Source organism: Mesorhizobium sp. M7D.F.Ca.US.004.01.2.1, assembly GCF_003997785.1.
Classification (GTDB): domain Bacteria; phylum Pseudomonadota; class Alphaproteobacteria; order Rhizobiales; family Rhizobiaceae; genus Mesorhizobium; species Mesorhizobium loti.
On sequence record NZ_RZRQ01000408.1, the window covers coordinates 1 to 4,718 of the forward strand.

At 65.0% G+C, this 4,718-nt stretch carries 7 protein-coding genes; 3 read left to right on the forward strand and 4 right to left on the reverse strand.

The features are described 5' to 3' along the window. From EN993_RS31675 to EN993_RS31685, 3 genes are all read right to left on the reverse strand, one after another. The coding region (locus EN993_RS31675) for an SDR family NAD(P)-dependent oxidoreductase (protein WP_127265727.1) at window positions 1–189 on the reverse strand (189 nt) is incomplete at its 3' end. Between the two features lie 139 nt (window positions 190–328). Beyond that, the gene (locus EN993_RS31680; protein ID WP_245469026.1) at window positions 329–1,093 is read right to left on the reverse strand and encodes a pseudouridine synthase; all 765 of its coding nucleotides are present in this window, start codon (window positions 1,091–1,093) and stop codon (window positions 329–331) included. 128 nt (window positions 1,094–1,221) lie between these two features. Beyond that, the gene (locus EN993_RS31685) at window positions 1,222–2,088 is read right to left on the reverse strand and encodes a class I SAM-dependent methyltransferase (protein WP_127265729.1); all 867 of its coding nucleotides are present in this window, start codon (window positions 2,086–2,088) and stop codon (window positions 1,222–1,224) included. Between the two features lie 117 nt (window positions 2,089–2,205). Between EN993_RS31685 and EN993_RS31690 the strand changes: the two genes are divergently transcribed. After that, window positions 2,206–3,093, forward strand: a complete 888-nt coding sequence (locus EN993_RS31690; protein WP_109660424.1) for a LysR family transcriptional regulator — start codon at window positions 2,206–2,208, stop codon at window positions 3,091–3,093. 17 nt (window positions 3,094–3,110) lie between these two features. Then, window positions 3,111–3,557 (forward strand): SRPBCC domain-containing protein, encoded by a 447-nt coding sequence (locus EN993_RS31695; RefSeq protein WP_127265730.1) that lies wholly within the window; start codon window positions 3,111–3,113, stop codon window positions 3,555–3,557. Window positions 3,558–3,594: 37 nt separating this feature from the next. On the opposite strand, the gene EN993_RS31700 is transcribed toward EN993_RS31695, so the two are convergent. Beyond that, window positions 3,595–4,428 (reverse strand): helix-turn-helix transcriptional regulator, encoded by an 834-nt coding sequence (locus EN993_RS31700; protein WP_164548741.1) that lies wholly within the window; start codon window positions 4,426–4,428, stop codon window positions 3,595–3,597. Window positions 4,429–4,518: 90 nt separating this feature from the next. Between EN993_RS31700 and EN993_RS31705 the strand changes: the two genes are divergently transcribed. Continuing rightward, window positions 4,519–4,718, forward strand: a 200-nt coding sequence (locus EN993_RS31705) for an NAD-dependent epimerase/dehydratase family protein (protein WP_127265731.1), incomplete at its 3' end; no start/stop codon positions are given.

Sequence of the window (4,718 nt, forward strand, 5' to 3'; positions counted from 1 at the left end):
GTCCTGCGTGGCGTCTGCGGCAAGCGTCTTGACGCCTGACATCTCCCAGGAGAGTTCTTTCAAATCGGCCACGCCGCGGGCGACGGCGAGCACTGTCGCCCCCTCGCTGAAGGCGGCTTCTACGATCGAGCGGCCGACACCCCTGCTGCCTCCGACAACGACGACATTCTGACCTCGCAACGATCCCATGGATCACCTCGCTTTTCGGCCCGGAGGATTCCGGTGCCTGTAGGTGAAGACAGTGGGGATGGGTGGAAATCATCGGTGTGGGTGAGAAATTTTCTGAGACGCTCTCAAGAACCCACCGCCGAGTTCTGCCTTTGAGCTGTCACTCAGCGCTCAGCAGCGCCAGTTCCTCCGGCGTCAGATGCCGCGCCGCGCCCTTGGCGAGGTCGCCGAGCGGCAGGCGGCCGATGGCGATGCGGATGAGGCGCTTGACTTCGATGCCGTGCGCGGCGAGCAGCCGGCGGATGTGGCGGTTGCGGCCTTCGTCGAGCACGATCTCCAGCCAGGCGGTGCGGCCGCCGCTGCGCAAAAGCTCGATCGAGCTGGCGGTCAGGGTCTCACTGTCGACGGTGACGCCGGCGCGGAACTTGTCCAGCATCGTCTCATCCGGCACCGTGCCGATCTGCACGTGATAGGTCTTGGGCAAATGCGAGGCCGGGTCCATCAGCCGGTTGGCAAACCGGGTGTCGTTGGTCATCAGCAGCAGGCCTTCGCTCGCCTTGTCGAGGCGGCCGACCGGCGAGACGAAGGGCAGGTCGAGCCCTTCGAGGCAGGCATAGACGGTGTCGCGCTGTTGCGGGTCGTCGCGGGTGGTGACCAGCCCGCGCGGCTTGTTAAGCATGAGATAGACCTTGCGCTCGGCAACCACCGGCCTGTCGTCGACGACGATGCGGTCGCGGTCGAGGTCGACGCGCAGGGCTGCATCGCGCACCACCTTGCCGCCGACGCGCACGCGGCCTTCCGCGATCAGCACCTCGGCCTGCGTGCGCGAGCACAGGCCAAGCTTCGACAGCGCCCGGTTCAGGCTGACGCCGGCTGGCTTGCCGGTGGCTCGTGGCTGGCGTGGTGTCATGTCCTGCTTTGTCATCCGGCTGGCTTGTCCGGTTCGCCGGCGAGCTTGCCGCCGGCACCGTCGTTTCATGGTGGGCGGACTTGCCGCCGCACCTTGGCTATCACGCGCATCCGGTGCTGCTCAAGCTGCTGGCATGGGGCGGCCTATCTGGTGGCGGCCGCGACCAGCATTTCGCACGGCCCCTCGAACTGTCCGTCATGCTCGAACTGGCCAAGCGCGGTCTCGATCTCCGCCCAGGCGTCGTCCTGCTCGCTGGGCGACAGGCCGGCCAGCATCTGGTGCAGCGCGCCGAACGATTCCTGCTCGAACTGCAGGCATTCCAGCGCCGACTGCAGCCGCACCGGCGCGTTGACCTTCTCGATGCGCACGTCATGGAAACCGGCATCGGTCAGGCGTTTGGCAAGCACCGCCGGGTCGCCCAGGCTGAACGGTCCGGGCTGGCCGGGCAGGGGGGCGGGTAGGGCGGCGCGGCGGCGGATGATACCGACCGGGATCGAGAAGAACGGGTTCTTGTCGGCGGTGGAATAGACGATGGCGCCGACCTTGCCGCCCGGCTTGAGATGATCGCGCATGCCGCCCAGCGCCCGGTTCTGGTCGGGAAAATAGATCAGCCCGACGCGCGAGATCACGGCGTCGAAAGGTTGGGCTGATATGGCATCCAGCATTTCGCCGTCGGCAACGACCGTGTCGACATTGGCATGGCCGGCTAGCTTGGCGTTGCTGGCGGCAAAGTCGAGAATGCCCGGTGAGATGTCGGTGGCCAGCACATAGCCCGTCGGTCCCACGCGCCGCGCGGCGGTCAGCGTCTGTTCTCCGGCACCGGCGGCGACATCGAGGACGCGGCTGCCCTTGCCGATATCGGTCATATCAAGCATCAGTTCGGTGGCAGGCCCCAGCCAGCGGGTCAAAAGCGAACCCCAGCGGTTCCAGGCTTCGGCGGCGCTGTCCCATTGCTTTCGGGTGGTGTCCTTGAACTTGACCGGATCGAAAACCGGTTGCTGTATGGTCATGGCTTCCTCCTGAAAGGCACTATTGCCTTGCCGGAAACCGTATTGATCGCGTAGTTCTGGTGCCATTCTCGAAATCTCGACGCCCATTTTGCAAAATTGCACGGATCGGGGTCCAGGATGCATTGGGATGACTTGCGGATCTTCCTGGCCGTCGCGCGCGACGGCTCGATCAGCGGCGCCGCAAAACGCATGAACATCCAGCACTCCACCGTGTCGCGCCGCATCCGGCTGCTGGAGACGCAGCTTGGCACGCGGCTGATCGAGCGCAAGAAATCCGGATATGAGCTGACCCCGGCCGGCGACGAGTTGAGGATGGCAGCCGGCAAGATGGAGCTCGAAGTGCTCGAGATCGAGGGCGCGCTCGGCGGTCAGGAAGACCGTGTCGCCGGGGAACTAAGAGTATCGGCGATCAACAACATGGCTTCATCCGTGCTGATGCCGATCTTCGCTGACTTCAGCGAGGCCTATCCGGATATCCGGCTGCATGTGCAGGTCTCCAACAAATATGTCAGCCTGGCCGAACGTCATGCCGACATCGCCATCCGGCTGACCAACACGCCGCTGGACACATTGGTCGGCACGCGGCTCACCAATGTGGCGTCGGCCGTTTACGGAGAAAGGCGCTACCTGGAGGGCCTGCGCGCCAGCGGTGCCACGCCGCTCTGGATCGGCGTGGAATGTTGCGCCTTCCATCAATCCTGGACCCATGCGGCATGCCCGGATCACCGGCACAGTTTCTTCGTCGATGACACGCTGCTGACGCTCGCCGCCCTGAAACAAGGGCTCGGCCTGGCCTATCTGCCATGCTTCATGGGCGACAGCGCCGAGGAGCTGGCGCGCTTTCGCCAGCCGGACCCGATCCACGATCTCGGGCTCTGGCTGCTCTACCATCCAGACCTGCGGCGCACCAAGCGCATTAGGGTGTTTCGCGAACACATGGCGGCACGCATCCGCGACCAGAGTGCGCTGTTCGAGGGCCGCCTGCCGCAGCCAGATCGGCGTTAGCCGCGTGAATGCGCAGCATGAGTGAGTCTCCCGCGCCGATCATCAAGACCGTTGTCATTGGTGCCGAGCCGGCCAAGGTCTGGCGGATACTGACGACGCCAGAAATGATCCCGCAATGGATGTCCGACGAGGAGTTGACCGTTAGCCTGCAAGGGCATGCCGGCAGCGCGATCGTGATGCGCGGACTGCTGCACGGAATGCCGTTCGAGAACCATGGCACCATCCGCGCTTTTGAGTCGGAAAAGAGCTTCGAGTACAGCTACTGGAGCACGCTGTCGGCAGATCGGCTGGCGGACGTGCCCGAGAACCACACGGTGGTCAGCTTCGATCTGGCGCCGGCGGATGGGGGAACGCTGCTGACGCTGACGCTCAGCGACTTCGCCGAACCGGCGATCCGTCCGCATGCCAATCTCTACTGGGGTCCGACCTTGCAGATCCTGAAGGCGGTCTGCGAGCGCGCTTGAGGGCGGGCGTCATCGCAGCGGATGGGGCGTCCTGCCTCTACTCTTTGGGGTGTCGGGCGAGGGCCAGCGCGCGGATGCGGTCGGCCACCGCGCTGTCGACCGGATTGTAGACGGTCAGGCTCAAATCCGGCCGGCCGTCGACCGCGAACCCCGAATATTCCAGCTCGATATCGCCGAGTTCCGGGTGCTTCAGGCGCTTTGTCCCGTCGCCGTGGCTGAGCACGTCGTTTGCCCGCCAGAGGGCGGCAAACTCGGGGCTGGCGCTGCAAAGCTCATCGACGAGCTGGGCGACCTCGGAGACCGCGCCGGCGCGCGCCGCATCGGCACGGAACGCGCCCACCACGAAACGGGCCAGGTTTTGCCAATCGTGCTGCCTAGCGCGGATATGGGGACTGAGGAACATGAAGCGCAGGATGTTGCGCTCGCCTTCGGGTAGGGTGCTGTAGTCGGTCATCACCACCTGCGCGGCGCGGTTCCAGGCAACGACATCCCAGGTGGCGGTCCTGACTATGGCGGGGCTGGCATCGAGCGTGTCGATGAGGCGTTGAAGCCGGGGGCTGACGCCCTCGACGCCCCTGTAGCGGACCTCGGGCGGGCGCCCCAGCCCGAGCATGAAAAGATGTTCGCGTTCCGCCTCGGTCAGCAGCAGGCCCTTGGCGATGCGGTTGAGGACATCGGCGGAGGGCGCGCCGCCTCGGCCCTGTTCCAGCCATGTATACCAGGTCGGGCTGATGTTGGCGCGCTGGGCGACCTCTTCCCGGCGCAGTCCCGGCGTGCGTCGGCGCCCCGAGAAGCCAAAGGACGCCGGATCAAGCCGGGTGCGCCGGTCTTTCAGGAACGCTGCCAGTGAGCCGGCGGAATTGGAGGGCATCCTGTTAGCCATTATACCATGATAAGATCACTACTTTAATAGAATAATAGACCAGCAATATTACGCAGGCAACTGTGCAGGAGATTTTGCATGCGTATCTTTCTCACCGGCGCGACCGGTTTCATCGGTTCGGCGCTGGTTCTCGAACTCATCAAGGCGGACCATCAGGTCGTCGGTGTTACCCGCTCCGACGCTGGCGCCGAGGCGCTGGCCGCCGCTGGTGCCGAGGTGTATCGCGGGACCCTCGAAGATCCCGAGGGGCTGCGAGACGGCGCGGCCAAGGCGGAGGC

Excerpts from the sequence above, each read along its gene's own strand:
- EN993_RS31695 (WP_127265730.1), top strand. The coding sequence starts at position 3,111 with ATGAGTGAGTCTCCCGCGCCGATCATCAAGACCGTTGTCATTGGTGCC.
- EN993_RS31680 (WP_245469026.1), bottom strand. The coding sequence starts at position 1,093 with ATGACAAAGCAGGACATGACACCACGCCAGCCACGAGCCACCGGCAAG.
- EN993_RS31690 (WP_109660424.1), top strand. The coding sequence starts at position 2,206 with ATGCATTGGGATGACTTGCGGATCTTCCTGGCCGTCGCGCGCGACGGC.
- EN993_RS31700 (WP_164548741.1), bottom strand. The coding sequence starts at position 4,428 with ATGCCCTCCAATTCCGCCGGCTCACTGGCAGCGTTCCTGAAAGACCGG.
- EN993_RS31685 (WP_127265729.1), bottom strand. The coding sequence starts at position 2,088 with ATGACCATACAGCAACCGGTTTTCGATCCGGTCAAGTTCAAGGACACC.